The sequence below is a fragment of the Streptomyces silaceus genome, assembly GCF_001419745.1.
GTDB lineage: Bacteria > Actinomycetota > Actinomycetes > Streptomycetales > Streptomycetaceae > Streptomyces > Streptomyces silaceus.
In genome coordinates this window covers 1-25,477 of sequence record NZ_LIRJ01000344.1, presented here as the reverse complement: position 1 = coordinate 25,477, position 25,477 = coordinate 1, and the positions used below count along the sequence as shown (strand labels likewise).

The window sequence follows — 25,477 nt, the reverse complement described above, 5'->3', positions numbered from 1 at the left end:
CCTCACCCCACACGGTCGCCCCTCCTGGACGACAGGGCTCGGCCGACGTATGGCCAGGCGGGACGGTCCTCAGGAGCGGAAGCCGATCACTCCGAAGCCCTTCCGGCCCGCCGCGTGCCTCATCCAGCCCAGGCACTGCATCACGGCTTCCACGACCTCGGGTTCCAGCGGCGGTGCCTGTCCCGACTCGTCGACCGCCCGCTTGGTGGCATCGAACTGTTCGAGCGCTCGCGCAATCTGATCGGGCGTCCATTCGCCGCAGCCCGGTACGTAGCTGGAGGGCAGAGGAGCGGGCAGATCGCTGAAGCCGAAGTCGTCGACGGACACAGCGGTGATTCCCAGAGCGTTGAGCCCCTGGTCCACGACCGACAGCCAGTCTCCCCGGTGCGGGGTAAAGCAGTCGTTGTCCAGGAACGAGCCGGTGAGCGAGCACAGGCGCTTGTAGGCGTACGCGTACTGGAAGGCGTGGTCCTTGTGCTCGCTGAAGGGCCCGCCGTGGACGACCGCACGCAGTGCCTCGTACGCCGTGGGCGCGCCTTGCTCTATCTCGTGGCTGAAGTAGTCGTCGTCGCGCGTCAGATCGTCGCCGAACCGCGTGCGGATCACCTCCAGCAACTGGTCGTCGCGTGATCCGACCAGGGCCCGCGTCGCGGCCACATCGAGCAGGTAGACACTCAGGGAAGAACTCATGTGCCGCACTCTATGGAACGCCACTGACATCGCTGCCGTACTGGAGTGGCGTGACTGTGCAGCTCGTCGGCATTTCCCCGGTCCATCACAGGAGCTTGGGTCAGCTTCGACTACGACGCCTGAACCAGAAATACGGAAGGGTGTTCAGCTCTCGGGGACGGGGGTGCCCTGGTGGTAGTAGAGCCGCCATCCGGTGTCGCCCTCGCCCTTGCGCCACAGCGAGCTGCGGCGGGCCCGGCGGCCGGCGATGACACTCTCGTACGTCAGGTGCACGAGGTCCGGGGCGAGGAGCACCCCGCGCATGCCGGAAGTCTCGATGTGGGGGCTGTCCGCACCGCCGTGCAGAGTGGGCAGGGCCGCGACCATCTCCTCGTACGTCCAGCACCGCCCGGAAGCGCCGACCTCGACGAACTCGGGGTCGAACAGCCGGACGCCGACGGCGGAGGCCCGGACGGTGGGGTCGTGCAGGCGCAGTTCACCGTCCTTCGCCGCGGTGATCGCGGCCTGTTCTTCGGGGTTCTCATTCGTGTCGATCATGGATGCATCCTCTCCCGCTCCGGAGCCCGCCACCTCACCGGCGAGAACACCATCTACTGGCGCGACCAGACAGCAGCGCATCAAGGCTGCATCTCGGGATGAAACACCGGGAGAAAACGACCTCTGGGGACGGCGGGCGGTGTCACGCTCCGGCCAGGGCAGCGAGTGCCGTCCTTCGTGTCGTGCGTCAGACCGTGAGTCGTGCATCAGACCATGAGTCGCGCGTCGTGCGTCAGACCGTGAAACGCACCGCCTCAAGCTGGATGTTCTGCTCCATGGGGCTGCCGCCGTACTTCCACTGCCCGGGGTCAGTGCACGTCTGCTCCAGCCACTCCTTGCCCTGGAGATAGGCGTCCAGGCACACGGAACCGTCGAAGACCTGCAGTGTGTAGCCCTGCATCGGGGGGTCCGACTCCTCGGTGCTGCCGATCACCATGTCCGTGGCGTCGTCCCCCTTCTGCCACTCGTCGCCCTTGCGCCAGCCTTCGCCCACATAGGCGCTGGCACCGGTGACGCCACCCGTGCCGGACACCGCGACGTTCAGTGCCTTGATGGCGGTGCCCTTGCCGGTCGTGCCGGCCTCGGCCCCGTCGCACACGGGGTCCTGCCAGCCGTCGCCCTCGACGAAGGCGCGGTAGCAGATGTGACGGCCCTCGCTGCGGGCGGCGAGCTCGCGCACGGCGGTGGCCGCCGTGCGCTCCTCCTCCTTGGGCTTCTCGTCTCCCCCGCCGCCTCCGCCGCCCGGCTCCTGCGTGCCGCCCTTGTCACCACCGCCGTCGTCCTTCGGCTTCTCCTTCTCTTCGGGCTCGGGCGCCGGTTTGCTGGGCAGCGGGTCCTTGCCGTCCGGCTTGAGCTCGCCCGCCTGCCGCGGCTTCTCCCGCGTCGCGGTCTGCATCTGCGGCCGGTAGCTCAGCCAGACGGTCACGAACGCGATCGTCGCCGCGAGGAGCAGGGCGAAGACGACGGCAAGCCAGCCCGGCAGGATGCCGCGTTGCACGAAGGTGCCGTTCACGTCGATCGGCTCGGTGCCGGAGCGTCGTACGGCCAGCGCGTAGGGCCGCTTCTGCTGGGCCCCGAGCCAGATGATCTGCTCGGGGCGGAGCGTCGCCTGCACGAACGCGGCCCTGCCGGGCTCGATCTGGACGCTGCCCGGATCGAGTTCGTACGACAGCTGGTCTCCGGTGTCGCCGCCGCTGAGCGACGCGGTGACCCTGGTGTTGCCGAGGTTGTCCACCGCCAGCAGGGGCCGGGCGCGGAACCACCCCCGCACCACCGGCGGCACCAGCTCGGCGCGCACCTCGGTGAACGGGGTGACGGTGATCTGCCCCTCGGCGACGGTGCCCGCTCCGGGATGTTCCGTCGGCGTGATCCGCACCGCGTACGGGTGCGGGCCCGCCTGCACGTCCGGCGTGCGCGGCGGTGTGCATCTCAGTTCCACCGTGCCGATCGTCCCTGGGTAGAGCCGCAGCTCGGCGGGCTCCACCGTGGTCCAGGGTGCGAGGTCGCCGACCGGTTCGAGGCGGTAGGCCTCGACGACGTCACCGGTGTTGCGGACCCGTAACTGCACCGTGGTGGTGTCTCCGGGGTCGACGGTCGTGGAGGAAGGTTCCAAAGAGGTCCAAAGGCTCACCCGACGACGCTATGAGAGGCAGCGGGAAGCGTCAGGAGGCTTCCGGGCAGGTCCGCCTGTCCGGACGGGCAGTCGTGGTGTCCGTCCCGAGCACCCTCCGCCGGATGAAATCATCGGGGGATGTCCGACTTGATCATTGCCGCCTGCGACGGAGCGGCCAAGAAGAACCCCGGTCCTGCCGCATGGGCCTGGGTCGTCGCCGACTCCGAGGGCACGCCGCAGCGCTGGGAGGCCGGTCCGCTGGGCCACTCGACGAACAACGTGGCCGAGCTGACCGCACTGGCGCAGCTGTTGGAGGCCACGGACCCCGCGCTGCCGCTGGAGGTCCGGATGGACAGCCAGTACGCGATGAACGCGGTCACCAAGTGGATCGCGTCCTGGAAGCGGAACGGGTGGCTGACCGCGTCGAAGAAGCCGGTCGCCAACAAGGAACTCGTCGTGCGCATCGACGCTCTCCTGCAGAACCGGGAGGTGACCTTCCGGCACGTGGCCGCCCACCAGGTGGACGGCGACCACCTCAACGCCATCGCCGATGTCGCGGCCAGCGACGCCGCCACGTCGCAGGAGCCCGCGGGCACGGCCCACGGTGCGCAGACGATCCCCGAGCCGCGGCCCGAGCGCATGACGGCCTCCCCCGCCACCCGTACGTCCCGCGCGGGCGGCGGCTCCACCGGACGTGCGAAGAAGTCGTCGTCGGGTGCCACGATCAAGGCCAGGTATCCCGGCCGCTGTCACTGCCAGAAGCCCTATGCCGCGGGCGAGAAGATCGCGAAGAACGCGCACGGCTGGGGCCACGTGGAGTGCCGGGACGCCTGAGCACGTGCTGTGCCGTGCGGCACCGTGCCGTGTCGCCGCGTGGGTGCCTGGAGTGGACTTCAAGCGTCCCGACGGCCCCCTGTAGAAGATCTGCAGGGGGCGACTGTCGGCAGCGGGACGACGTGCTGCTGCACGCGGGAGCGACTCCGGCAGCGAGCACGTATGCCTCAACACGGCCGACCAGTTGACCCGTCGAAAGGGACTCCATGTCAGCCGTAGTTGTTGTCGGTGCGGGAATCGTCGGTTCATCGGTGGCCTACCACCTGGCCCGTCGGGGTGTCCCGGTCACGCTGCTGGAGCAAGGGCCTGCACCGGCCGCCGGGGTCACCGGAGACTCCTTCGCCTGGGTCCGCGGCTCGGGCGGGCACTGGCCCGGCGGTGCTCAAGACCTCCGCGAGTACGTCCTGGCGGACTACCGACGTCTGGAGGCCGAACTGCCCCATATCGCTGTCCGCCGGACCGGCTCGCTCTCCTGGGCCGACACCCCGGCGCAGGACTCACCGCCAGGGCCTGGTCAGTTCCGTATCGGCCGACGTGACATCGCAGGCCTGGAGCCCAACCTCCGACACCCACCCGATCAGGCCATCCACACCCCGAGCGACGCAGGCGTCGACCCAACGGCCTTGACCCACGTACTCGTGGCCGCCGCCGGTGCCCACGGAGCGACCGTGCTGCACGAAACCGCAGCCACCTCGTTGCACGTGGCCAACGGGCGCGTCCAGGGAGTGTTGACTTCGACCGGGTGCCACGCCGCCGCCACCGTCGTGCTCGCTGCCGGAGCAGGTGTCCCCAGGCTCTGCGAGCCACTGTCGGCGGACCTGCCCATGACGGCCTCACCGGCCACGCTCGCGCGCGTCACAGCACCGTCTGGCCTGGTCAAGACCATCGTGGCACGCCCTCATTTCGAGGTTCGAGAAGTGCGGGAAGGCGAGCTTCTGATGGTCGTGCCTCATGTCGAAGGCACAGCGGCACGTGAGCAGGCCGCCCAAGACGCGCTCCGGCGCATGAAGGCGGCCTTCCAAGGAAGTGACCAGTGCCGACTGCTGGGCCACCGCACCGGCCGACGCCCCATGCCCGCGCACGGGCCCGTCATCGGATACGCGACACGCGATCGATCCGTCTACGTCGCCGTCATGCACTCCGCCATCACCCTGGCGCCCACCGTTGGACGGCTCATCGCGGACGAACTCGTGACCGGCAGGGCGTGCGGCCGCTCGTCCTGGCCCGGTCGGAGGGCGAGGGCTGCTGTCGCGAGCTCCGGCTGCACCGGCTGCCCGGGCACCGCTCGCCGCTGCCGCCCCCGTCCGCCGCGACGATGCGCGCCCGGACGAACTGGCCCCACCAGTACGCCCGGTGGCTTGAGGATTCGGCGTACGGTCCGCTGCACGTGGGGCGCTGGCGGCTGACTCCGCGTACCGTCTTCGCCCCCGGCATCTGGGACTGCGATCTCGTCCGGGACTGGCCGGACGCGACGCTCGACATGCTCTGCGGGGGCGGCTGGCACGGTGTCCTGCCGCTGCGCCCGCTCCCGGCGCCGGACGCCCCACGGGTGAAGGCCTATCGCAAGCACGCCCGCGAAGGCACCCTCGCCCCGGTGCTGCTGTGGTGGGTGTCGTTCCTGGACGGCTGGCTGCTCGTCGACGGTCACGACCGGGCCGCGGCGGCGTTGGCGGAGGGCGCGCCACCCGAGTGCGTGGAACTGGTCCGCGTTCCTGACGACGGGGCCTGGCGGGCGACCGCCGCGGAGATCACCGAGGCACACGCGCAACGGGTGGTCCGACTCGCCGCACGCCCCGATGGTCCGCACACCGCTCGCCAGCGGCAGGCACTCGACCGGGGATATGCCGATGTGATGTCCACGCTGCCGTACGACGCGGACGCTACGCCCCTGTTCGAACCACCCTGTGAGTGACCTCTGTTCGGCGCTCGGCCGATGGGAACGCCGTCGATGTCGGTGCGGGACCAGTTGCGTATGCGAGTGGGCTCACATGCTTACGCGAATGGGCTCACGGCCCGCCGCCGCGCCATCCCTCTGCCCCGCCCTGCCGTCCACCCGCCGGGGCGGCGGCCTTGCGGGCCCTCAGCAGGAACGCGTCCAGCGGCAACGGCACGACCGAGCTCAGGTCGAGCCCTGCTCCGGCGAGCAGTCGTCCGTAGTGTGCCGCGGTGCGTTCCCTGCCGCCCACGTTGCACAGCATGTGCAGGTCCCATGCGGTCGCCAGCGAGGGTCGTCCGTCCTGCGGCAACAGCCTCTCCACGAGCAGGAGTTCGGCGGTCGGGGGCATGGCTTCGGCACAGCGGCGCAGGATCCGCAGGCAGGCGTCGTCGTCCCAGTCGTGCAGAATCCGGGACAGCAGATAGATGTCACCGCCGGGTGGGACCGATTCGGTGAAGTCGCCCGCCACGAGGGTGCAGCGGTCGGCGACGCCGACGTCCGTCAGCCGTGCGCGGGCCGCCGCCAGGACGTGTGCGCGTTCCAGGAGCACTCCGCGCAGGGCCGGTCCCGCCGTGAGCACCTGCCCGAGCAGTTCACCGTCGCACCCGCCCACGTCGACGACCGTCCGCGCACCTGATTCGGCTACGGCCGAGGCCACGGGGCCGAACATCGCCGCGCCGGCCGCCATCGTCCGCCGGAACAGCGCGTCCAGCTCGGGCCGCTCGGCGAAATGGGCGAAGTGCCCTTTGCCGAAAAGGCGCTTGAACGCCTCTTCGCCCGTGCGCACCGCGTGGTCGAGCTCTCCGAAGGAGGCGTAGAAGGGACCGCCGTAGAGCTCGGCGAGCGGTGCCATGGAGTGCGGAGCGTCCGACCGCAGTACGCTTCCCAGCCGGCCGAGCCGGAAGCGGTCGCCTTCGGCCGCGACGACGTCGATGCTCGCCAGGTAGCGCAGCAGCCGTCCGAGCCCGTCCCGGTCCGTACCGGTCCGCGCCGCCAGCTGGAGCGTGTCCGCCGCGTCCTCGGCGCCGCTCGGCAGCGCGTCCGGCAGCCCCAGACGTACAGCGGCGGCGAGCGCCTGCGTCGTCCAGGCCCCAGTGCACAGTTCGAGGAGCCGCCGTGCGGGATCCTGGACCGTCTCGGCCGCCAAGTGCGCGGCGAGCGCCTGCCGGTGGTCGCCACGCGCGTGCAGTTCGAGTCGGGCGACGGGTCGGGCGACGGGCTTCGTGGAAGCTGCGTCCGTGCTCTCCGCGCTCTCCGACGCACCGGGCTCCGCGCCGTACGCGCCCGACTCCGCGCGGAAGTAGAGCGCGGTGGCGTCCTCGTGGGCGTTGTAGCCGCCGCCGTCGGGAACCATCGCCCCGCGTTCGACGAGCGTCGTTCGCAGACCGGCCATGACCACGTCGTCAGGTGCGGTCACTTCCAGCGCCATGTGCGACTCGTGACGCGCGGCCCGCTCACGTACGGCCACCGCGTCGAGCCCGGCTCCCGGCGGCGTTTCGAGCACGAAGATCTCCACCGCGCGTTCGCCCGGGGGCATGGCGGGCGAGGACGTGGCCTCAGGCGTACGCGCGGGCACGGGCACGGGCACGGGCACGGGCACCCGGACGATGTCCACGTGCAGGCTGTCGATCGTGCGTCCGTACCGTTCGGCGAGCCTGCGCCGCACGATCACGCTGGGCACCGCCTTCCCCGCGTCGAGCCCACGGGCCCGCAGGGTGGTGCGCAGCGTCTCCACCGAAGGGGCCGAGACGAGGACGGCCGCATGGGCGAGTGCGCAGTATCTGGTCAGGCCCGCCCGTTCGGATGCGGTGAGCCCGGGCATGAACTGCCGTACCACGTCGTCGGTCCGGGCCGTTCTGACGCACTCGACCGTCTCGTCGACGAGAGCGAGATCAGCCGGGTGCACCGCCGGCGCCCGGGCATCGGGACCGCTCATGCGCGTCCCCCCTCCCTGTCCCCCACCTACCTCTTTACACCCTGCGCGCGCCGACATCAGGTCCGCATCAGGACCAGGTCCACGGTGCGAATTCCCCGATGGACGCCTCGCAGTGGTCAAGGTTTCACGGTCCCTGATCTACGCCGAGAGGAGCTACGAGAGGGATGCGGACGCCCTCTAGTCCTGAGCCCGGGTTCCCCTGATCTCGTTGCGGTCACGGAGACATACGGGCAGGGCTCCACGCGCTCTCCATGGAGCCCTGCAGCGGATACCGGGGTCTGGGGGACCCGCTACTGAGCCGGGAAGGGTCGTAGATGATGGCCTTGTGCGTGGTGGTGTACACGGGCGGGGCGGAGCCCTCTTGGACGCCGAAGCTTCCTCCGAGCGGTACGCATACGTGGTAGAAGCCCGGCTCGCAGTATCCCGTTCTGATCTCGGTGCCGAAGCTGACGTGGCCGACGGTCAGCGCGCCGAGGTCGGCCGTGTTGATCCGGGTGACGAAGTCCTTCGCGTCCGCCCTCTTCACCTCGAGCCTCAGGTCGTAGTAGACCTCCGAGAGCACGTGACTGGCTTCCTCCACGGAACGCGTGACAAAGCTGCTCGACTCGGCCGTCTGACCTTGTGGGGGCCCCATGATGTACCCCCTCATGCCCGGGCACCAGGATGGTCCGCCCCGAGGCGCACTCGCGGAAGGATGACAACTCTTGGAGTCGGCTTGGTCGCTCTTTGGGTGCCGGTGGTGATCTCCGCTCGGTGGGCGAGCTTCTGTGCTCTCTTGACTTGCTCAGCGGTACTTCCGCCGACACAGGCGGACGCGACGGCATGCCGCCTCCACGGGGAACCGTCCTCAGTGGGACACCCGGCAGTCATGTCGCATCGTCAACGACCACATGGTCGACGACCGGAACGCGAACGGCGGGCCAGAGGGCGGACGCCCGAGCAGTGCGACGCATGACCGATACGGGGCCGTCCTCCCGACCCCCGTGGCGGGAGGACGGCCCCGTCCCTCAACCGGTGGCCGACCGGTCAGTACAGCTTGTTGACGGCCGTGGTCGTGGTCTTCTTGAAGGCAGCCACGGGCGCGTCCCCGAAGTCGCCCATCTGGCCCCACTTCACGACGGTGACCGTCCTGCCGTCCCGCCCGACCGACAGCAGAGCGACGTCGGTGGCGCCCCCGGACGTCTCGGTGTGCAGGCCGCGGACGCGGGCGCCCTCCTCGACCGGCAGCTTGCCGTAGTCGCGGCCCTCGGCCGCGACGTCGGGCGATGCCTGCTCGATACGCTCGGCGCAGGTACGGATCAGGTCGTCGTAGTGCTTCGCCAGCCCCTTGGCCTGGGCGGCCGTGCCCGTCACGACGGTCAATTGCACGGCGCTGGTCTCCAGATCGGTCCGGAAGTCCCGGTGCCGGTAGTCGTAGGAGGGCACGCCCTCCGTGCTCACGCAGTCCCCGAGCGCCTCCGGGAACCCCTCGGTGACCGGCCCGGCGGTCCAGGACGACGTGGGGTGCGGCGGAAGCTGGGACGCCGACAGGAACTTCGGCGCGGCGGCCTTCGGCGCGGCGCCGGCGGTCGGTGCCGTGAGGACCGTGCCCGCGGCGAGGGCGGCGACGGTGAGTGCGGTGCAAGCGCTCGTTCGGATGCGCAGGGACATGGGTGTTACCCCCGTGGATGAGTGCGTGGACGTGGATGCCGCGGTGAGGCCGGCTGGTCGGCCCGGGCCTGTTCGGTGCGGCACCAAGAGCATCAGCGGTCACACCGGCCGGGCGCAACAACCGACGGCCGATCCGACACGATGGAACCATCCCAGCCCGTCTGACGTGCAGGTATATGGGGTGCCTGGGATGCCGTCCCAGGCCGTGTGAGGACGTACAAAGGCGGGGGATGATCTGTGTCGGCACAGCACGACGGCGGCGGCGTCGACGAGGTGGCGGAGTTCGCGACGCTGCTGCGGGCGCTGAAGGAGGGCACGGACCGGAGCTACGGCTCGCTGGCCCGCCGTCTGGGCATGAACACCTCGACGCTGCACCGCTACTGCGCGGGCGACGCGGTGCCGCTCGACTTCGCCCCCGTGGAACGCTTCGCGGCCCTGTGCGGGGCGGCCTCGGAGCAACGCCTGGAACTCCACCGCCGTTGGCTCCTGGCAGTGGCGGCACGCCATCGGCCTCGTACGGCGGGGGCGGCGGAGAGCGTGCCCGACGCCACGGTGGCAGAACCCGTGAACGACGCGGCGGAGGGCAGCACCCAACCGGACACGGCACCTAAGGCCGACGGCGGCCCGGTCGCCGAAACGGACCCTGCGCCCGGACCGCCCGGCGCGCCCCCGCTCCAGCTCCCGCACCGCCCCTGGTACCGCCGTAGACGTCTCGTGGTCGGGCTGGCCTCCGTCTGTGCCGTGCTCGCGACGCTCGGGGCCTTCTCCGTGCTGCCGGACGGGCGGCGGGCGTCCGCCGACGGTCCTGACCGGGTCGCCGGTACGGCGGAGGCCAGGGCGCCGGAGCGAGGGGCCGTCTCACCCGGCCCGAGCGGCACACCCACCTCCGAGCGGCCTTCCGACACCGCCACCCCGAAGAGCCCGAAGAGCCCGAAGAAGAAGTCGGGCGCCTCTCCCCCGCCCGACGCGACCTCTGCCCCGCCCCGCGGCGAACGGCCCGCCGGGCTGCCGCTCACCTGGTCCGTCAACTCCCAGGCCTGGAAGCTCGGCTGCGGTCACGACTACGTCATCGCCAAGCCCCCGGGCCAGGTCCCGCCTCCCCCAGCCCCGCAGGACGCGGCGCTCTGGGCGTCGACGCAGCGCGCGGTGCACGGCGGCGAGACGCTCGTACAACTGTCGGTGCAGGGACGCAGCGACACGGCCGTCGTACTGGAGGCGCTGCGCGTGCGTGTGGTCGGCCGTACGGCGCCGGCCGAGGGCAACGCCTACGCCATGGACCTGGGCTGCGGCGGCGCGGTCACTCCCCGGTACTTCGCCGTGGACCTCGACAAGGACCGCCCCATCGCCCGCGCGGTGCCCGGGAACGACTCCGGCACACCGATCCCGGCCGTACGCATGCCCTACCGCGTCTCGGCGAAGGACCCCGAGGTGCTGCTGATCACGGCCGGGACCAGCTCGTGCGACTGCCGCTGGTACCTGGAGCTGGACTGGTCCTCCCAGGGCCGCAAGGGCACCGTGCGCATCGACGACGACGGCCGCCCGTTCCGCACCAGCGCCATCAAGGGCCTGCCCCGGTACATGTACGACACCCTGGGACGCCGGTGGGGGACCTACAGCTGAGGACGAGGCAGGTTGCGGAGGGGTGTCCGGACGTACACGCGGGCCGAGAGGTGAGCACCCGCGCGGTGGGGCGCGGTGATGGGTACCGATGCCGTTCCCGGACCGGCCACCCCGCCCGCACACCGAATCCGGCCACGATCAGCAACTGCCTCCCCAGACGTCAACAAGTCCTCCGGAAGGCGGCCTCCGGAATGAGTCTCTGCCACTCGGCGCGCGTGAGCGGAGCGAGCAGTCGGCGGCACAGGGCGTCCGCGATGTGCGTGGGGCTGAGGTCGTAGGAGCGTGCCGCGGTGTTCGCCCCCGCGACGTGGAGGTACCGGCCCGTGCGATCGAAGGCCAGTGCCAGCGCGGCGTCGCCAGGGGCCGGTAGAGGCGTCCCTACAGGCCGGTGGGATCGGACGTCCCACAGCTGAACCACTCCCGCCGTATCGGCCAAGGCCAGTGTCCGGCCGTCGGGAGAGAAGGCCAGCGCCGCGATGGGAACGGGGTCATGAGTGCGGGGCGCGTCCGGTGTCAGGACGCCCAGCCGGCGCCGTCCCGTGCCGTCCCACAACGAGGCCTGTCCCAGCGCCGTGCCCAGTGCCAAGAGCGAGCCGTCGGGGCTGAAGGCGAGAGGACCGTCCGGCCCTTCCCGCCAGAAGTGTCGCGTCGCGGGGCCGCGGGGCAGGCGCACCAGTCTGCCCTTCCCCACGGCCAGGGCCCGGTTCCCGGGATGCAGGGCCAACGCGGCCTCGCCGAACTCGGCAGGCGGTGCGACCTTCCTTCGGTGGCGCAGGTCCCACAGTCCGGTCGACGTGAGCGCGTAGGGAACCGGCGGATCGGAACGGTGGGATCCGGGTGCCAATGTCACGGAGATAAGCGGCCTGGGGCGGCTGTCCCGACCGTCATGGGGCGCGAAGAGCGGGGAGCCTGTGCGTCGGCGTACATCCCAAAGCCGCGCTGACTGAGGGTCCTTGAGCGTGGGCCCGTAGGTGAGGAACTTGCCGTCGGGGCTGAAGGAGTTCAGCTGCGTCGTGCTCTGCTCCTCGGGGTCCTGGTCCGGTGTGCCGGACAGAGCCACGTCCGGAAGAGCGGTCGGTGCGCGGCGACCGCGCACGTCGAGCAGTCTGAAGTGGGCCGTGTCGGTGGTCTGTCGCTCGGTCAGCAGGAGACGGGCGTCGGGGCCGAAGCGTGCGGCGCGTAATGCCGTGGCCTGCCATGTACGTGAGGTGAGGGCCTGGCCGGGGACGAGAGTGCGGACAGCCGTACGACCGCCGGCGTCCGAACTCAGATAGCGCAGGACGCCGCTGTCCCTGTCGATGCGCATGGCCGCGGCGTCCTCGCCGAGGATCGGTCGACGGAAGAGCGGTGCGGAGCGCTCCGTGGACTTCTCGATCGGGTACAGGGCCGTCCTGGGTGTCCTGCTGCGGCGGTCGGGCGCGTCGACGCGCCACAGCAGTGCTTCGTCGTGGCTGAACGCCGCCACGAACTTCGAGTCCGAACTGAAGGTGAACGACCGCAGGGACGGATGGAGAAGGGAGGCGAGGTGCCGTCCGGCAGAGACGTCGATACGGCGTATCCCGCCGGGGTCCACGATCCCCAGGGTGCGGTTGTCCGGCGCGAACCTCAGATCCATGCCGGCGCACTTGGTCCGCTTGCCACGGGTGGGCAGCGGCCTGCCGGCCGGCCTCGTGGTCCTCAGGTCCCACAGAGTGAGCCGGTCTCCCGTGCACAGGACGGCGAGGCGGCCGTTGGGCGTCACAGCGACCCGCGCCGGGCCCGTATCCGTGGCGGGAGCGTGTCTCATGAGGCGGCGTCCGCTGTCCGCGTCCCACAGCTCTACTTGTTCGTCCAGCCGCATGACGACGACGCGGCCCGAGTCGGACCAGGAGACGCTGGACACCTCACTCGCGTCCCCGGGCTCGAGGAACCTGCGGCGATGGGTGAGCGTGTCCCAGACCGTGATGCCGGAGCGGTCCCCTTCGCTGCCCACGACCAACCGGCCGTCCGGGCTCGGCAGGACGAAGTCGTCCGCTTCCGCACCGGGCAGTTCACTGACGCGCGTGCGGCGGTGGGTTCGGACATCCCAGTGCTCCAGCCTGGTCCCCGCGTGCAGGCGCAGTGTCCGGCCGTCCGGGCTCAGGGAGATGTCCTTGATCCCGGGCGTGCGGCGCTTGCTCGGGATGGCGAAGAGGTCCTGGTCCGGCTGTGCCAGCGCCGCGATCAAGGACGCGCGGGTCTCCTCGGTCTCGGCGATCCGCCAGGCCGCGATGCTGAGGCGCGTCGCCGTCTGGGGGTCGGTGCGGCGCATGCTGTCCGCGATGGCCGCCACGCGCCGGGCCGTCATCTGTGTCTCCTGCCGGACGTCGGCCCTGCGCTCCTGCCACACCAAGGTGACGGCGATCAGGGCCAGGACGGTGACCAGGCACAGAGCCGTCACCGCGGCACGGCGACGACGGTCTGCCCGGCGCCGGGCCTTGGCACCGGAGTCGAGGAACGCCTGCTCCACGCCTGTCAGTTCATCGCGCGCTTCAGGGGCGCCGAAGGCTTCCTCCGCGGCGGTGAGGCGGGAGCCGCGGTAGAGCGATTCGTGGTCCCTGCCGTGTTCGTTCCATGCGTACGCGGCCTGGGTGAGCCCGCGGTGCAACCGGAGCCGTTCGCGGTTCTCGTGGGCCCACTCGGCGAACCTCGGCCAGGAGGAGAGCAACGCCTCGTGGGACAGATCGACCATGTCCTGGTCCAGCGCGATCAGGCGGGCGCGGGCCAGTCGGTCCAGCACGGCGCGGGTCGCGTCCTGGTCGGCGAAGTCCAGCTCCTGCCGTCGTGTGGGGCGCCTGGTGTCCGGGGCGTCGTCGCCGGGGGTGATCAGGCGCAGCAGGATCCGGCGTGCCATGTCCTGCTGGCCAGGTGTGAGGGCGCAGTAGACGTCCTCCGCGCTCTGCGCCACGGCCCCGTCGACGCCGCCGATGCCGTGGTAGCTCCGCAGTGTCAGTGTCTGGCCGTGGCGGTGGCGCCAGACCTCCTGCAGCGCATGGGACATCAGGGGCAGTCCGCCTGGCTGGTCGGCGACGGCTTCGATCAGTGCCGTTGTCAGGGCGGGCTCCACCGCCATGCCCCGTACCGCCGCCGGCCGCACGATGGCCTCGCGCAGTTCCGTACGGCTCATGGGGCCCACCGGCAGAGTGGCCGACCCCAGGACGGCGGTCAGCCCAGGGTGCTCCAGGCAGCGTGCGTAGAAGTCCGCGCGGATGCCGATCACCACGCGGAGGCGGCCGGCGTCCGGGGCCGTCGACAGCAGCGCGTCGAGGAAAGCGGTGCGCTCCCGCGGTTCGCGGCACAGCGAGAAGAGTTCCTCGAACTGGTCGACGATCACCCATGTCGGCCCCGGCCCGTCCGCCGGCTGCAGTGCCTTCTCGTGCGTGCGCCACGGCTCGGGCCCGGGCGTCAGGAGGCGGATGGCCGCCGGGCGCGGCATGTCTGCGGCCTGGCGCAGCCACGGCACCAGGCCGGCCCGCAGCAGTGAGGACTTGCCCACTCCCGAGGGTCCGAGTACCGCCGTGGCGGGGTGTTCCCGCACGAGGTGCACGAGTTTCTCGGTGAGTCGCCTGCGTCCGAAGAAGAAGGCGTGGTCGTCGATCTCGTATCGGGCCAGTCCGCGGTACGGGACCGTCGGCTCGGGCCCGTCCGGCGCCTCGATGTCGTGCTGCCGTGCCTCACGTACGGCACCGTGCCAGCGCTCTTCCCACTCGGCGCGGTCCCCGCCGCACGCCACCGCGTACGCCAGGGTCACCTCCAGAGAGGGCAGATTCTCGCCCGCGGCCGCCCGGGAGAGGGCGGTCACGGAGTACCCGGCCCGTTGCGCCAGTACCCGGTAGGGCACCGTGCCCGCTTCCCGCCGCAGCTTGCGCAGGGCACAGGCGAACTCCTGGACGGGTCCGTCGGACGGATCCAGCGGCTTCTCTTGGCGCCCCATCACCCTCCGCACGAACACTCATGATCACGTCAAGAACGTCATGGTCGCGTCACATTACGGAGCGCCGCCGCGCATCGACAAGCGACTCTCCGGCCAGCCGTCACCACGGGATCCCTCTGCTGTCGATTTGTTCAGCACCCCCTGACCAGGGCTCCTGAACAATGCGGCCCCCGCTGGAATCGGTGCCGTCTCGGGACACCGCCGGATCGCACACCCAGTGCGCCGGGCGCTTCCGGGACGACAGGAACGACACGACGACGAGAGGGACGACGTGAAGAAGAAGCTGGCCATCTCCATCAGTGCCGCGGCCTTGTGTCTGGCCATGGCGCCCACCGCCCAGGCGACCGGTGACGGTGGCGGCTCAGAGGTCTCCGTGCAGGCGGGAGAATGTCCTTCGGGGTCCGCGTGCTTCTGGCCGCACTCGGAGTTCCGTGGCAACCGCGGACAGGTGGAGGGCGACAACGCCAACTTCGCCACGCTGCGCAACTCCGCGAACTCGTGCGGCAGCCGAGGCTGGGAGGACTGCATCAGCTCCATCGCCAACAACGGCCGCCAGTGCACCGTCTACTTCTACTCCAACCGCAGCTACAGCAAGACCAGCCGATGGCACAGCCTCAGCAGGGGGGACAAGGTCGGCGACTTCGCCAGGGACTACAGCGACGCCGGGTTCAACGACACGATCAGCTCCAACAAGTGGTGCTCCTCGTAACCAACCGGCCGGTCAGGGGCGCCCGTCTCGTGCGGGCGGCCCTGGCTGCGGCCGCGCTGTCAGTGACCGCCGTGACCGGTTGCGCGCCCACACAACCACCGGACGCCCCGACGGACTTCGTGCCCTCGACCCCGCCGCCCTTCGACGGACGGCTCGGCAGTTCCGCCGTCGACCTGGCCACGCACTCCGGTTCATGGCCCGCGACGGAGAAGCTTCTCCGGGAGGCCTCCGAGAAGCTGGTCCGCGATTGCATGCGGAACACGGGCTTCGCCTATCCGGCCGTCGCTGCGCCAGCTCCCCGGGCACCCGAGGACGAGCCGGCAGCCGTCGAACTCCCCGACCGCCGACGCTCCGGTTACGGCATCGCCTCGACCGAGCAAGGCGGACTGGCGCGGTCGAACGCACCGATCGACCGCTACTACGAGACTCTTCCGCAGAAGGAGAGAACACGTTTCGACAGGGCGCTCTTCGGCCCACCCGAGAAGAGGGAGCGCGTCACCGATACCGATTGGGGCGAGGTCTCCGTCCCCAGGCAGGGGTGTCGCGCCGACAGCGAGAAACGACTGGCGGGCGATGTCCGTCTGTGGGCTCGCATCACCTACGTACCCGAGAAGATCGACAACCAGCTCGGCCAACGCATCCCACGCACACCGGCCTATCGAGCAGCCCTCTCCGACTGGCGGTCCTGCATGCGGGCGCGAGGACATGCCTATGCCACGCCGGAGAGCATTCAACCGAGACTGAAGAAGGAGTACCAGAAGTCGGGAGCCACCGAGAAGTTCCGGCAACACGAGAAAGACGTCGCCGTGGCCGACGGTGAGTGCGCCCTCAAAGCTCACATCCCCGCCGTCAGCCTGCGCGTGCAGCGTCACCTCGTCGCCACGCTACCGGCACGCGACAAGGCAACCCTCGCGTCCCTCGCCTTCCACCGTGACACCGCGGTCGCCCGCGGTCGCGAGGTGCTCGCCCAGGAGCCATGACATGACGGCTCCCTTTCACGACAACTCAGTTGATAACCTGCTGCGATGGACAAGGCGTTGGACGAGGGTCCTTTCTTTCATGGCACAAAGGCTGACTTGCAGGTCGGAGATCAGCTCACCGCCGGTTTCCGTTCCAATTATCGGCCCGACATCGTGATGAACCACATCTACTTCACCGCGTTGCGCGACGGTGCTGGACTCGCCGCCGAACTCGCCGCGGGCGACGGGCCCCCGCGCGTGTACGCCGTCGAACCGACCGGGGAGTTCGAGGACGATCCCAACGTCACCGACAAGAAGTTCCCCGGCAACCCCACTCGCTCTTACCGCAGCAGGGAACCGCTCCGGATCGTCGGCGAGGTCACCGACTGGACACGGCAGACACCCGAAGCTCTCCAGATGTGGCGAGACCGGCTGGCCGCAATCCTTCTGGACGACCGTGCCGAAATCATCAACTGAGGTTCGGCCCGCCCTTACTTTGACTGCTCGCCACACAGCCCGCTGCCCCCTCGCGGGACCAGCGCAGCAGCACAGGAGAAAGTAGTAGCACAGGAAAAAGGGGTGAGCCCGGCTGTCCCTGGCCGGGCTCACCCCTTGTCAGTGCCACCTGCCGTGGCCGCGTATCGCGCAATGGAGATTATGGATATTCAGGCGCTCATCACCATCGGTACCAGCGGCCCTTGCGACCGCCACTCGCGGCAGGCCGGATCACGAAGCCGAGCAGCCACACGACCAGCACGACAACAGCTATCCACCACAGCGCCTTGAGGGCGAAGCCCGCACCGAACAGGAGCAGAGCCAGAAGAAGAACTACGAGCAGGGGAACCATTGTTATTACCTCCTGACCACCTTGTGCTCCTGACTCGCGCCCACAAACACACGAGAAGCACGTTTCTTTCACCGGATGCAGGGCATCTGGGCGCACCTGGAATGCTCGCTTCCACCCCCGTCCCTCCATCTGGCGGCGCCGGAATCCCCCGGACCGATGATGTTTACCGACGACCGCAGCGGTGAGGCGGAGGGTGATCACATGATGTCGATGCCAAGGGAGCGTGAGCGGAGATGACCGCCAGCGAGAAGGCCAAGGCGAAGCTCGACCAGGCCGTCGGTGCCGCCAAGGAGGCCGCCGGACGCGCCGTGGGCAACGAACGCCTCACAGGCGAAGGCCGCGCCCAGCAGATGAAGGGCGACGCGCGCCAGGTCAAGGAAAAGACCAAGGACATCGGCAAGCGCTAGCCGCACAACGAAATCCCGGGGAGGGGCGGCCTCAGAGCGGGGCCGCCCCTCCTTCATGCGCTTGAACCCTGCCGGAGAAAGAATCGGCCTCAGGCCGCCGCGGGATGAGTTTCTCCGACTCACGCGCGTCGCACGTCGTGGACCGTGTCGCTGACACCCCGACACTGGTGCGTAACATCCGTCCGCGGGCTGGGTCCAACCCACAGAACGTCATCACGGCAAGGGATCACGAACATGACGACGCAGCAGTCTGACGCAGGTGTCGCTCCACCCCCCACCGAGTCGGACGCGGCGACCGTCACGTCCTGGCGGCGGGCGTTGCGCCGCACACCGGTCTCCTTGTGGGACGACGACATCAGCGACTATGCCGCCGCCCTCACCTACTACGCCACGCTGGCAGTGCTCCCCGCCCTCCTGGTGACGGTCGCCGTCTTCGGCCTCCTCAGCCCGGACGCGGCCCAGTCGCTGATCGAGCATGTGACCACCTACGCACCGGGGCAAGCAAGCAATCAGCTGCACGAACTGCTCACCCGCATGCTGCGCGAGAACGCCGGAGCGTGGACCGTCATCGTCACCGGGACGGTGAGCGCGGTCTGGTCCTCATGCAGCTACCTGGCCGTCTGCCGGCGAGCCCTGCACCGCATGCACCGCACCCCGGACCGGCGCACCCCTCTCTCCAGGGCGCACCACACCATTCTCACGGCGCTGACCCTGCTCGCGCTCCTCGTGATGACATCGCTGGTGCTGGTGCTCAGCCGGCCGCTCGCCGAAGAATTCGGGCGGGCCCTGCACCTGGACTCGGCTGTCGCCGTTGCCTGGTCGATCGCACGCTGGCCCATGTTGCTCGCACTGATCGTCCTCCTGGTGTGCACGGTGTTCCGCACGGGACCGGAACAGGCCCGCAAGCGCCATGTCAGCCTCCCCGGCGGGATTCTGGCCGGAGTGCTGTGGCTGGTGGTGACCGGAGGGTTCGCGCTCTATACATCCATCATGGGCACCTACAGTCAGCTCTACGGATCGCTCGCCGGTGCCATCGTCTTCCTCATCTGGCTGTGGCTCTCCAACCTGGCGATCCTGACGGGCGCCCAGTTCTCGGCCGCCCTCAGCATGCAGCAAGGGACGGACGGGGCCGATCATTCGGATCAACTGGCAGGGGGACGAGGCCGTCGGCCGGAGTGACGATCGCGGTCACGCTGCCCCCGACGGACCTGACCGCACGTCACCGCCACTGCGGACCGACGCTACAGATCCCGGCAGATCCCACGGGCCTTGTCCAGGTCCTTCTTCGCCGCGGCGTCGAACTCGAAGACCCGGGCATGGCGCTCCTGCGAGCGGCGTATCGCCTGGGAGAGCGGCTTGTACTGCGCATCCCCCGCCGCGGCCGCCGCGGCGAACGCTCCCGCGGCGGCGTACCGGTTCACGGCGATATCGCCGACCGAGCCCTTCTCCGTGTACTGCGCCTCGTCGAATCCGTCGAGCGCCTGGCAGGCGGCATGCGCGTCCCCTGCCGCGGTCGCACCCTCCGAACTCGCACCGTCGCCGCTCAGAGCCCACGCCCCTCCGACGGCACCGGCACCGACGACGAGGCCCACAACCAGCCACATGGCTGCGGCTGTCGTACGGCTCCGCGGATGCGCGGGCGCGGCGGCTGGTTGGGGAGGGGTGGTGTGGCCCTGCTGTGGCTGCATCCGGTCAACATAGTCCGGTCGGCTGTCGAGGGCAGGGGCGGGCCGCCCTTCGGGCAGCCGGCCCTTATCGCGGCCACCGGACGAGGGCCTCGCCGGCCCGCCCTCGTCGCGTCACTCGTTGACGGTGAACCCCTGGTCGTTGCCGTACTTCACGCTGGCCTTCTGCCAGGTGTCCAGTCCGTCCGCGAGCTTGGTCGACGAAACGTAGGCCTTGCCCACGGTGTCGTTGAAGATCGAGTTCGCGTACGTCTGGTAGGGCAGGTAGGTCCAGTTCGGACCGACGTTGCGGGCGGATTCGGCGAAGACGCGGTTGGCCTTCTGGCCGCCGAAGTAGGGGAACTCGGTGTCGAGGAAGGCCTTCGACTCCAGGTCGGTCCGGGTGGCGGGGAAGGCGCCCTCGGCGACACGGGTGCTGGCCCCGGCACCGGTGGTCGCGAACTCCGTGAAGGCGTAGGCCAGTTCCTTGTTCTTGGCGGCCTTCGGGATGGCCAGCGCGCTGCCGCCGTTCTCGGCGCTGACCTTGGCGCCCTTCTTCCACTGCGGCAGCGGGGCGACCCGCCAGTCGCCCGAAGCGGAGGGGACGCCGGAGGTGAAGTTGGCCGGCATCCAGGCGCCGATGGAGAGGGTGGCTATGGAGCCGTCGGCCAGCCCCTTGTACCAGGCGTCGCTCCAGGAGCTGATCGGCGCGACCAGCTTGTCGTCGAGGAGTTTCTGCCAGGTGGAGGTGTACTTCTTGCTGCCCTCGTCGCCGAAGTCGACCTTCACATGGGTGCCGTCCGTCTTGTAGGGGCGGCCGCCGGCCTGCCAGATGAGACTGGTGGTGGCGCCGGCATCTCCTGTGTCATTGGTGATGAAGACCTCGGGGTCGGCGCGGTGGAGGGCGCGGGCGGCGTCCACGTACTCGTCCCAGGTGGTCGGGACCTTGATGCCGTGCTTGTCGAAGACCTTCTTGTTGTAGAAGAACGCCATGGGGCCGGAGTCCATGGGCAGGGCGTAGATGGCCTTGTCCCTGTACACGGCGCTCCAGGGGCCGAGGGTGAAGCTCGTGGCGTGCTTCTGTGCCCCGTAGGCGGAGAGGTCCTCGACGGACTTGCCGATGGCGAACTGGCCGAGGGCGTAGTACTCGAGCTGGGCCACGTCGGGGGCGCCCGAGCCGGCCGACACGGCGTTCTGGAGCGCCGTGTACTGCTTGTCTCCCGTACCGGCGTTGACCAGGTCGATGTCGACCTTCGGGTACTTCTTCTCGAAGTCCGCCGCCACCTTCTTGAGTGTGGGTTCCCAGGCCCACACCGTCACCTTGCCGCCCTTCTCCAGCGCGGCCTTGACGTCCTTGGGGCCGCTGTCACCGCCGTCCGACTCGCCGGAGCCACAGGCCGTGGCGGTCAGGGCGAGCGCGGAGGCCACGGCGAGCGCTCCGAGCAGTCTGCGGGGGGTGTGCGTTCTCATGGGATGTGCTCCTGGTCGGTGGTGCGGATGGACGGGGCGGAACAGGAGAAAGCGGCTGGAGGTCGGGGAGGGTCATTCCTTGACGCTGCCGGCGGCCAGACCGGACTGCCAGTACCGCTGGAGCAGCAGGAAGACCACCACGATCGGGACGATCGTCAGCAGGGACCCGGTGATGATGAGGTCGAAGACGGCCTCTCCGCCGGCCGTCTGGCCCTGGGCGTTCCAGGCGTTCAGGCCGAGGGTCAGCGGGTACCAGTCGGGGTCCTTGATCATGATCAGCGGCAGGAAGTAGTTGTTCCATGTCGCGACCATCGAGAAGAGCAGAACGGTCACCGTCCCGGGCATCAGGAGGGGCAGCGCGATCCGGAAGAAGGTGCGCAGCTCGCCCGAACCGTCGATCCGCGCGGCCTCCAGCAGTTCGTCCGGAACGGCCTCGGCTGCGAAGATCCACATCAGGTACAGGCCGAAGGGCGAGATCAGCGACGGGATGACGACGGCCCACGGGGTGTTCGTCAGGCCCATCTTGCTGAACATCAGGAAGGTGGGCACGGCCAGCGCGGTGCCCGGCACGGCCACGGCTCCGATGACGACCGCGAAGACCGCCCGGCGTCCGGGGAAGGCGTACTTGGCCAGCGCGTAGCCGCCGAGGACGGCGAGGACAGTGGCACCGCCCGCTCCGACGACGACGTACAGGAGCGTATTCAGCAACCAGCGGACGAAGACGCCGTCGTCGTAGGTGAGGGTCCGGCCGATGTTGTCCCAGAGGTCGAAGTCGTCGGCGAACCAGAGGCCGAAGGAGTCCAGGAGGCCCTTCTGGGTCTTCGTGGCGTTGATGAAGAGCCAGGCGAGCGGCAACAGGGTGTAGACGAGGACCAAGCCGGTGACGAGGGTCAGGCGAACGCTGGGGCGGGGGTTGAGCGGGGTGCCGGGGACGCGCTTGCGGCGCCTGGCCGTGGTGGCCGCGGCGCGCGGCGCGGCCGGGGGCACGGTCGCGGGTTCGGGCGCCGTACCGGTGAGGGAGGTGGTCATCGGCTCAGCCCTTCCGCATGCCGCGCAGCTGGACCGCGTAGGCGATGATCGCGGTGAGCACGCCCATCACGATCGCCACGGTCGCCGCGTAGTTGTGCTGCTGCCCGGAGAAGGCCAGCGAGTAGGTGTAGAGGTTGGGGGTCAGGTCGTTGGTGATCGCGTTGGGGGCGAGCTTCTGCAGGATGCTCGGCTCGTTGAACAGCTGGAAGCTGCCGATGATCGAGAAGATCGTCGCGATGACGAGGGCGCCGCGGATGGCCGGCAGTTTGATCGAGGTCACGACGCGCCACTCACCGGCGCCGTCGATGGCCGCGGCCTCGTAGAGGGAGCGGGGCACGACCTTGAGCGCGGAGTAGAGGATCAGCATGTTGTAGCCGACGAACTCCCAGGTCACGATGTTGCCGATGGAGGCGAGGACCAGCGAGGGCGAGAGCGGGTCGGGCAGCGTGACGCCGAACGCCTCGTTGATGTTGCCGACGAGGCCGAACCGCGTGCCGTACATGAAGCCCCACATCAAGCTGGCGACGACGGCGGGCACGGCATACGGCAGGAAGATCGCGACGCGGAAGAAGGCCGTGCCGTACAGCCTTCCGCTGTCGATCGCGAGTGCGGCCAGGAGCGCGATGCCGAGCATGATCGGCACTTGTACGAGGAGGAAGAGGCCGACGCGGACCAGCCCGTCCCAGAAACGGGGGCCGGAGAGCGCCTGGGTGTAGTTGTCGAGGCCGACGAAAGAGGTGCCGCCGATCAGCCGGTCCTGGAAGAGGCTCAGGTACAGGGCGTATCCGATCGGCGCGAGGAAGACGAGACCGAAGACCCCGACGAACGGACCGACGAATCCCCAGCCGACCAGGGCCTCCTTGCGGAGCCGGAAGCGGGGTGATGGTGCCGTGGCGCGCGTCGACAGGAGCGTCATGCTGGGTCCTTGCGTCGGTGACCGAACAGTCCGGAGACGGGGGCGAGTCGAGGGAAGCGAGACAGGTCTGCCCGGAGGCGGAAAAAGAGGCCCTGGTCGGGGCGGGCGATGAGAAATGTTTACGTAATCATCGGTAGCGTGATGGTGACATCCCCTCTGGGGGGCGTCAAGCACGAAGCAGTAGCGGACGAGGGAGAGATTCGGGTGAGTGACAAGAGCACGGCCGGCCGTTCGGCGGCGGCCGGGGGCGACGGACGACGAGGGGCGCGGGGCAGGCCGCGCCGGGTCTCCATGGCGGACGTCGCCCGGCTCGCCGAGGTCTCCTCGCAGACCGTCTCGCGGGTCTCCAACGGAGACCCCGCCGTCGTCGAGAGCACCCGTCAGAAGGTCATCGACGCCATGAAGGAGCTGGGCTACCGGCCCAACAGCGCGGCCCGCGCCCTCAAGCGCGGCGACTTCCGCGTCATCGGCGTCATCACCATGGGGCTGGCCAGCCACGGCAACGTCCGCACGCTGGAGGCCATCGCGTCATCTGCGTCCCGCGCGGGCTACGCCGTCACCTTGATCCCGCTCGACGCCCCGACACAGGGCGATGTCAGGGGCGCCTTCAGCCGGCTCGACGAGCTGGCCGTCGACGCCGCCGTCCTGATCATGGAGGTGCACCTGATCGACACCGCCGCGCTGACGCTGCCGCCGCACGTCAAGGTGGTCGTCGTCGACTCCGACTCCACGGGCCGCTTCCCGGTCGTGGACACGGACCAGCGCCAGGGCGCCCGGACGGCGGTGCGGCACCTGCTCGACCGCGGACACGGCACGGTGTGGCACGTGGCAGGGCCCGAGGCGTCGTTCGCGGCGAGCCGGCGCGCCGACGCCTGGGAGGCGGTGCTGCGCGAGGAGGGCCGCAGGGTGCCGCCCCTGCTGCGTGGCGACTGGACGCCCGACTCGGGCTACGAGGCGGGACTGCGCCTCGCCGACGAGGCCGATTGCACGGCGGTGTTCGTGGCCAACGACCAGATGGCCCTCGGCGTGCTGCGTGCGCTCAACGAACGAGGCGTCCGGGTCCCCGAGGACGTGAGCGTCGTCGGCTTCGACGACATCGTGGAGGCGTCCTCCTTCATCCCACCGCTGACGACGATCCGTCAGGACTTCGCCCAGGTGGGCGAGTTGTGCGTGGAGGCCGCGCTGAGGGAGCTGCGCGGCGAGACGGTGACGGGGATACAGCTCGTGCCGACCACCCTGGTGGAGCGGGCCAGCGTCGCGGCCCCGCGACAGGACGCGGAGGAACGCTGAGCGGCGCGGGTCAGGCCGTGCCGCCCCGCCGCGGACGCGCCGTGCTGGCACGGACCACGAGGACGGGTTCCACCTCCTTCCTCAGTGGGCCGTCGGTGCGCCCCTCGATCTGGTCGAGAAGCAGGGAGACGCAGTGCCGGCCGACCACCTCGAAGTCCTGCTGGACGGTGGTCAGGGGCGGACGGAGGTAGGCGGCCTCGGGGATGTCGTCGAAGCCCGCCACGCTGACGTCGCCGGGCACGTCACGGCCGGACTCGTGCAGGGCGCGGATCAGCCCCAGGGCCATCTGGTCGTTGGCGGCGAACACGGCGGTGACGTCGCCGCGTCGGGCGATGCCGAGACCGGCCCGGTAGCCCGACGCCGCCGACCAGTCGCCGTGGACGAGCGGAGGGACGGGTGCTCCGGCGTCGGTCAGGGTGCGGCGCCAGGACTCCGCGCGCCGCCGCGCGGAGAACGCGTCGTGAGGGCCGGCGAGGTGCCGGACCGTCCGGTGTCCGAGCCCGAGGAGATGGGCCACCACGCTGTGGGCGCCGTGGGCCTGGTCGAAGTCGACGTGGGGATAGCGGTGACCGGCGTCCCCGTCGGCGACGACCACCGGCATGGACGGCGGCAGCCGGAGCGAGGGCGTGTCCAGAATCTGCGACTCGATCAGCACGATGCCGTCGACGGACTGCAGCATCAGATGCTGGACCGCGTGGCGCACGGCGGCCTCGGTCTGCGTGCGTACGCCCATGAAGTTCACGGAGAAATCCGCCTCGCGCGCGGCGTCGGCGATCGCGCCGAGCGTACGGGCGTTGCCGTGCGCGCCCATGTCGAAGCTGACCACACCGAAGGCCCCGAACCTGCCGGTGACCAGGGCACGGGCGGCCGTGTTGGGGCGGTAGCCGAGGACCTGCATGGCGGACAGGACCTTCTCGCGGGTGGCCCCGTCGACGTTCTCCCGGTTGTTCGCCACCCGGGAGACGGTCTGCGAGGAGACCCCGGCCATCGCGGCGACGTCCGCCATGGACGGCCACTGGCGCGGGGGACGTGAGCGGGGCGACTTCGCCCGCTTCGGCGCGGTCATGTCGCGACCTCCCGTAGGGCACCTGGAGGCCGACCGTGCGGGCAGCCGTACGTCGCTCATGTTGGCGTAACCATCGCGGACGGTCAGTCGGCGGCCCAATACTGTCCAAGTCCTTGACACCCCCTTGGGCCGCTCCCAGACTCTCCTCCGACCACTCGTGTTTGCGCAAACACATCTCGGGCGCCACCTCGCCGTCAAGAGGTGGCCGAATCCCGGACGTTGTGCGGGGCGCCCCTGCACGCATCACTCGACCACCACACACGTGTGGTTCCGCGCACGCAGTTCCGTGCGCATCCCTCCATGGGCGGACGCTTCGTCGCAGCACACGATGGCGCATCCGCCCTCCCCCACCC

23 protein-coding genes are annotated in these 25,477 nt (G+C 69.9%); 10 read left to right on the top strand and 13 right to left on the bottom strand.

Annotation, left to right across the window (positions count from 1 at the left end; all coding sequences use genetic code 11):
- Window positions 1–69: 69 nt before the first annotated feature.
- From AOK22_RS28445 to AOK22_RS28435, 3 genes are all read right to left on the bottom strand, one after another.
- On the bottom strand, window positions 70–690 hold the full coding sequence (locus AOK22_RS28445) for a DUF7691 family protein (RefSeq protein WP_055701581.1): 621 nt from the start codon (window positions 688–690) through the stop codon (window positions 70–72).
- Between the two features lie 144 nt (window positions 691–834).
- A complete protein-coding gene (locus AOK22_RS28440) occupies window positions 835–1,227 on the bottom strand; it encodes a nuclear transport factor 2 family protein (protein ID WP_055701580.1) in 393 nt (130 codons plus the stop codon).
- Window positions 1,228–1,459: 232 nt separating this feature from the next.
- A complete protein-coding gene (locus AOK22_RS28435) occupies window positions 1,460–2,857 on the bottom strand; it encodes a hydrolase (protein WP_055701579.1) in 1,398 nt (465 codons plus the stop codon).
- Window positions 2,858–2,977: 120 nt separating this feature from the next.
- On the opposite strand from AOK22_RS28435, the gene AOK22_RS28430 reads away from it, so the two are divergent.
- The 3 genes from AOK22_RS28430 (at window position 2,978) to AOK22_RS28410 (ending at window position 5,585) form a co-directional block, all read left to right on the top strand.
- On the top strand, window positions 2,978–3,673 hold the full coding sequence (locus tag AOK22_RS28430) for a ribonuclease H family protein (RefSeq protein WP_055701578.1): 696 nt from the start codon (window positions 2,978–2,980) through the stop codon (window positions 3,671–3,673).
- A gap of 206 nt (window positions 3,674–3,879) precedes the next feature.
- A complete protein-coding gene (locus tag AOK22_RS40220) occupies window positions 3,880–5,079 on the top strand; it encodes an NAD(P)/FAD-dependent oxidoreductase (protein ID WP_079036883.1) in 1,200 nt (399 codons plus the stop codon).
- Window positions 4,989–5,585: a hypothetical protein gene (locus AOK22_RS28410; RefSeq protein ID WP_425264072.1), complete on the top strand. Its 597-nt coding sequence runs from the start codon at window positions 4,989–4,991 to the stop codon at window positions 5,583–5,585. Before AOK22_RS40220 ends, AOK22_RS28410 begins: the two co-directional genes overlap by 91 nt.
- A 94-nt stretch (window positions 5,586–5,679) precedes the next feature.
- Here AOK22_RS28410 and AOK22_RS28405 read toward each other — a convergent pair whose 3' ends face one another.
- The 3 genes from AOK22_RS28405 to AOK22_RS28395 all read right to left on the bottom strand — a co-directional run bounded on the left by AOK22_RS28405 (window position 5,680) and on the right by AOK22_RS28395 (window position 9,195).
- Complete coding sequence (locus AOK22_RS28405) at window positions 5,680–7,545, bottom strand: methyltransferase (RefSeq protein WP_079036881.1); 1,866 nt, start codon at window positions 7,543–7,545, stop codon at window positions 5,680–5,682.
- A gap of 214 nt (window positions 7,546–7,759) precedes the next feature.
- On the bottom strand, window positions 7,760–8,107 hold the full coding sequence (locus tag AOK22_RS28400; protein WP_157872305.1) for an AraC-like ligand-binding domain-containing protein: 348 nt from the start codon (window positions 8,105–8,107) through the stop codon (window positions 7,760–7,762).
- 464 nt (window positions 8,108–8,571) lie between these two features.
- The gene (locus tag AOK22_RS28395) at window positions 8,572–9,195 is read right to left on the bottom strand and encodes a hypothetical protein (RefSeq protein WP_055701572.1); all 624 of its coding nucleotides are present in this window, start codon (window positions 9,193–9,195) and stop codon (window positions 8,572–8,574) included.
- A 237-nt stretch (window positions 9,196–9,432) separates the two neighbouring features.
- On the opposite strand from AOK22_RS28395, the gene AOK22_RS28390 reads away from it, so the two are divergent.
- Window positions 9,433–10,815, top strand: coding sequence for a helix-turn-helix domain-containing protein (locus AOK22_RS28390; RefSeq protein WP_055701571.1), 1,383 nt, complete (start codon window positions 9,433–9,435; stop codon window positions 10,813–10,815).
- 160 nt (window positions 10,816–10,975) lie between these two features.
- Here the strand turns inward: AOK22_RS28390 and AOK22_RS28385 are convergent, their stop codons facing one another.
- Window positions 10,976–14,767, bottom strand: coding sequence for an nSTAND1 domain-containing NTPase (locus tag AOK22_RS28385; RefSeq protein ID WP_055701570.1), 3,792 nt, complete (start codon window positions 14,765–14,767; stop codon window positions 10,976–10,978).
- A 271-nt stretch (window positions 14,768–15,038) separates the two neighbouring features.
- Between AOK22_RS28385 and AOK22_RS28380 the strand changes: the two genes are divergently transcribed.
- From AOK22_RS28380 to arr, 3 genes are read left to right on the top strand one after another with little or no spacing between them, the layout of a single operon-like run.
- Window positions 15,039–15,476 carry a peptidase inhibitor family I36 protein gene (locus AOK22_RS28380; protein WP_055701569.1) on the top strand — a complete coding sequence of 146 codons (438 nt, stop codon included), beginning with the start codon at window positions 15,039–15,041 and terminating at the stop codon, window positions 15,474–15,476.
- The gene (locus AOK22_RS28375) at window positions 15,461–16,456 is read left to right on the top strand and encodes a hypothetical protein (RefSeq protein WP_055701568.1); all 996 of its coding nucleotides are present in this window, start codon (window positions 15,461–15,463) and stop codon (window positions 16,454–16,456) included. The genes AOK22_RS28380 and AOK22_RS28375 overlap by 16 nt, the downstream gene beginning before the upstream one ends.
- 45 nt (window positions 16,457–16,501) lie before the next feature.
- The gene (gene arr, locus AOK22_RS28370) at window positions 16,502–16,912 is read left to right on the top strand and encodes an NAD(+)--rifampin ADP-ribosyltransferase (RefSeq protein ID WP_055701567.1); all 411 of its coding nucleotides are present in this window, start codon (window positions 16,502–16,504) and stop codon (window positions 16,910–16,912) included.
- Window positions 16,913–17,111: 199 nt separating this feature from the next.
- Here the strand turns inward: arr and AOK22_RS28365 are convergent, their stop codons facing one another.
- Window positions 17,112–17,282 (bottom strand): hypothetical protein, encoded by a 171-nt coding sequence (locus AOK22_RS28365; RefSeq protein ID WP_055701566.1) that lies wholly within the window; start codon window positions 17,280–17,282, stop codon window positions 17,112–17,114.
- 233 nt (window positions 17,283–17,515) lie between these two features.
- On the opposite strand from AOK22_RS28365, the gene AOK22_RS40215 reads away from it, so the two are divergent.
- Together AOK22_RS40215 and AOK22_RS28360 are read left to right on the top strand one after the other, a co-directional pair.
- The gene (locus AOK22_RS40215) at window positions 17,516–17,689 is read left to right on the top strand and encodes a CsbD family protein (RefSeq protein ID WP_069885620.1); all 174 of its coding nucleotides are present in this window, start codon (window positions 17,516–17,518) and stop codon (window positions 17,687–17,689) included.
- Between the two features lie 234 nt (window positions 17,690–17,923).
- On the top strand, window positions 17,924–18,868 hold the full coding sequence (locus AOK22_RS28360) for a YihY/virulence factor BrkB family protein (RefSeq protein ID WP_079036880.1): 945 nt from the start codon (window positions 17,924–17,926) through the stop codon (window positions 18,866–18,868).
- Between the two features lie 62 nt (window positions 18,869–18,930).
- Here AOK22_RS28360 and AOK22_RS28355 read toward each other — a convergent pair whose 3' ends face one another.
- From AOK22_RS28355 to AOK22_RS28340, 4 genes are all read right to left on the bottom strand, one after another.
- Window positions 18,931–19,293, bottom strand: coding sequence for a hypothetical protein (locus AOK22_RS28355; protein WP_055701565.1), 363 nt, complete (start codon window positions 19,291–19,293; stop codon window positions 18,931–18,933).
- A 195-nt stretch (window positions 19,294–19,488) separates the two neighbouring features.
- Window positions 19,489–20,823, bottom strand: coding sequence for an ABC transporter substrate-binding protein (locus AOK22_RS28350; protein ID WP_055701564.1), 1,335 nt, complete (start codon window positions 20,821–20,823; stop codon window positions 19,489–19,491).
- Between the two features lie 72 nt (window positions 20,824–20,895).
- The gene (locus AOK22_RS28345) at window positions 20,896–21,852 is read right to left on the bottom strand and encodes a carbohydrate ABC transporter permease (RefSeq protein WP_079036879.1); all 957 of its coding nucleotides are present in this window, start codon (window positions 21,850–21,852) and stop codon (window positions 20,896–20,898) included.
- 4 nt (window positions 21,853–21,856) lie between these two features.
- Complete coding sequence (locus AOK22_RS28340) at window positions 21,857–22,768, bottom strand: carbohydrate ABC transporter permease (RefSeq protein WP_055701563.1); 912 nt, start codon at window positions 22,766–22,768, stop codon at window positions 21,857–21,859.
- Between the two features lie 291 nt (window positions 22,769–23,059).
- On the opposite strand from AOK22_RS28340, the gene AOK22_RS28335 reads away from it, so the two are divergent.
- The gene (locus AOK22_RS28335) at window positions 23,060–24,058 is read left to right on the top strand and encodes a LacI family DNA-binding transcriptional regulator (protein ID WP_055701562.1); all 999 of its coding nucleotides are present in this window, start codon (window positions 23,060–23,062) and stop codon (window positions 24,056–24,058) included.
- Window positions 24,059–24,068: 10 nt separating this feature from the next.
- Here the strand turns inward: AOK22_RS28335 and AOK22_RS28330 are convergent, their stop codons facing one another.
- A complete protein-coding gene (locus AOK22_RS28330; RefSeq protein ID WP_055701589.1) occupies window positions 24,069–25,064 on the bottom strand; it encodes a LacI family DNA-binding transcriptional regulator in 996 nt (331 codons plus the stop codon).
- Between the last annotated feature and the right edge of the window lie 413 nt (window positions 25,065–25,477).

Excerpts from the sequence above, each read along its gene's own strand:
- AOK22_RS28445 (WP_055701581.1), bottom strand. The coding sequence starts at position 690 with ATGAGTTCTTCCCTGAGTGTCTACCTGCTCGATGTGGCCGCGACGCGG.
- AOK22_RS28440 (WP_055701580.1), bottom strand. The coding sequence starts at position 1,227 with ATGATCGACACGAATGAGAACCCCGAAGAACAGGCCGCGATCACCGCG.
- AOK22_RS28430 (WP_055701578.1), top strand. The coding sequence starts at position 2,978 with ATGTCCGACTTGATCATTGCCGCCTGCGACGGAGCGGCCAAGAAGAAC.
- AOK22_RS40220 (WP_079036883.1), top strand. The coding sequence starts at position 3,880 with ATGTCAGCCGTAGTTGTTGTCGGTGCGGGAATCGTCGGTTCATCGGTG.
- AOK22_RS28410 (WP_425264072.1), top strand. The coding sequence starts at position 4,989 with ATGCGCGCCCGGACGAACTGGCCCCACCAGTACGCCCGGTGGCTTGAG.
- AOK22_RS28405 (WP_079036881.1), bottom strand. The coding sequence starts at position 7,545 with ATGAGCGGTCCCGATGCCCGGGCGCCGGCGGTGCACCCGGCTGATCTC.
- AOK22_RS28395 (WP_055701572.1), bottom strand. The coding sequence starts at position 9,195 with ATGTCCCTGCGCATCCGAACGAGCGCTTGCACCGCACTCACCGTCGCC.
- AOK22_RS28385 (WP_055701570.1), bottom strand. The coding sequence starts at position 14,767 with ATGGGGCGCCAAGAGAAGCCGCTGGATCCGTCCGACGGACCCGTCCAG.
- arr (WP_055701567.1), top strand. The coding sequence starts at position 16,502 with ATGGACAAGGCGTTGGACGAGGGTCCTTTCTTTCATGGCACAAAGGCT.
- AOK22_RS28365 (WP_055701566.1), bottom strand. The coding sequence starts at position 17,282 with ATGGTTCCCCTGCTCGTAGTTCTTCTTCTGGCTCTGCTCCTGTTCGGT.
- AOK22_RS40215 (WP_069885620.1), top strand. The coding sequence starts at position 17,516 with ATGACCGCCAGCGAGAAGGCCAAGGCGAAGCTCGACCAGGCCGTCGGT.
- AOK22_RS28360 (WP_079036880.1), top strand. The coding sequence starts at position 17,924 with ATGACGACGCAGCAGTCTGACGCAGGTGTCGCTCCACCCCCCACCGAG.
- AOK22_RS28355 (WP_055701565.1), bottom strand. The coding sequence starts at position 19,293 with ATGTGGCTGGTTGTGGGCCTCGTCGTCGGTGCCGGTGCCGTCGGAGGG.
- AOK22_RS28350 (WP_055701564.1), bottom strand. The coding sequence starts at position 20,823 with ATGAGAACGCACACCCCCCGCAGACTGCTCGGAGCGCTCGCCGTGGCC.
- AOK22_RS28345 (WP_079036879.1), bottom strand. The coding sequence starts at position 21,852 with ATGACCACCTCCCTCACCGGTACGGCGCCCGAACCCGCGACCGTGCCC.
- AOK22_RS28340 (WP_055701563.1), bottom strand. The coding sequence starts at position 22,768 with ATGACGCTCCTGTCGACGCGCGCCACGGCACCATCACCCCGCTTCCGG.
- AOK22_RS28335 (WP_055701562.1), top strand. The coding sequence starts at position 23,060 with ATGGCGGACGTCGCCCGGCTCGCCGAGGTCTCCTCGCAGACCGTCTCG.
- AOK22_RS28330 (WP_055701589.1), bottom strand. The coding sequence starts at position 25,064 with ATGGCGGACGTCGCCGCGATGGCCGGGGTCTCCTCGCAGACCGTCTCC.